Here is a 1159-nt window from a genome sequence, read left to right on the forward strand (position 1 = left end):
ACTCCAATCGCTCCGAGGCATTCCGCGACCTGGGGCGCAAAGAACTCGGCCAATCCGAGATGGCAGGCGGCAAGGCCAAATGGTGCGTGGCCACCGTCACCTATCTTTATAACCATCATGAGCGCATGTTGACCAACCGGCTCAACCAGTTGCAGCACGACCACCATGGCGTCGCGGCGGCTTCCCAGCATGTGCATCTGGATCATGACAACTGCCTGGAAACGGTCATCCTCAAAGGTCGCGTGAGCGAAGTACGAGCCTGTGCCGAGGCGATGGTCGCGCAGACCGGGGTGCGGCACGGCAATATCCATATCGTCCCCCTCGAACCTGAAAAAGGGACTTACCTGCGCGTCAAGCATGGCCCGCTAGCCCCGGCCTCCCCGCAGCGGAAAAACAGCTAGCCGCATGGCTCCATCGTCCCGCAGGATGATGGAGACCATGAAAGGCAGCTCAGGCTTAGGCAGCCAGTTCCTCTTCACTCCACGGCGCGGGAAGGCGCCCTTGCATCAAGGGCTCCAGCACTTGCGCCAGCCTGGTCAGCCAGAGTCGCCTGAGGGCGTCATCGCTATGCCTGTCATTTGCAAGGCGCAAACGCCGGGTCTGGCATCCCTGGACCGCGTCCACCATCTCTTGCGGACATTCCAGGGCCAACAGCAGTTGCGCCGTTGAGCGCCGCAGGTCATTGGGTGTCCAGTCCGATATCGGCAAGCGCGGACGCTGGTAGTCGGGGCGCGACTCGCAATCCTCGCGGGCATTCCAGACTGCCACGCCGACATTCTTGGGATCGAAGCCTCCGCCCTTGCGCCCCTCGAACAGGTAACCCGTGCTACTGGCTTGCACGCGACGCCGGACGATCTCCAGTGCCCGCCCCACCAGCGGCACACGATGATCCATGGCCGCATCGCGTCGTCGTGCCCGCAGCTTGTCTTGCGGGATAGTCCACCACCAGCCGTCTGGCTCCTGGCTGATCTGGCTGGCGTGCATGGCGCAGATATCCTTACCCGGCGCGCAGGTCCAGGCAAACAGGGTCAAGATATCTTCATTGGCGCTGGTGAAATGGCGCAACCAAGGCAACAGTACGGCCAGTTCAGCCACCGACAGCAAGCGCTTGCGCGGGCCGCGATGCACGCCCTTGACCCGCACGCCCTTGCTCTGAAGG

Annotated in this window: 2 protein-coding genes; one reads left to right on the plus strand and one right to left on the minus strand. The window is 62.8% G+C overall.

Annotation, left to right across the window (positions count from 1 at the left end):
- Positions 1-401, plus strand: a 401-nt coding sequence (gene nikR, locus I5W_RS21865) for a nickel-responsive transcriptional regulator NikR (protein WP_044530819.1), incomplete at its 5' end; no start/stop codon positions are given.
- A gap of 55 nt (positions 402-456) precedes the next feature.
- Here the strand turns inward: nikR and I5W_RS21870 are convergent.
- On the minus strand, positions 457-1159 hold a 703-nt coding region (locus tag I5W_RS21870; RefSeq protein WP_044530820.1), incomplete at its 5' end, for an alpha/beta hydrolase.

The sequence above is a fragment of the Herbaspirillum sp. B65 genome (assembly GCF_000333555.1).
GTDB classification, from domain to species: Bacteria; Pseudomonadota; Gammaproteobacteria; order Burkholderiales; family Burkholderiaceae_D; genus Herbaspirillum; species Herbaspirillum rubrisubalbicans.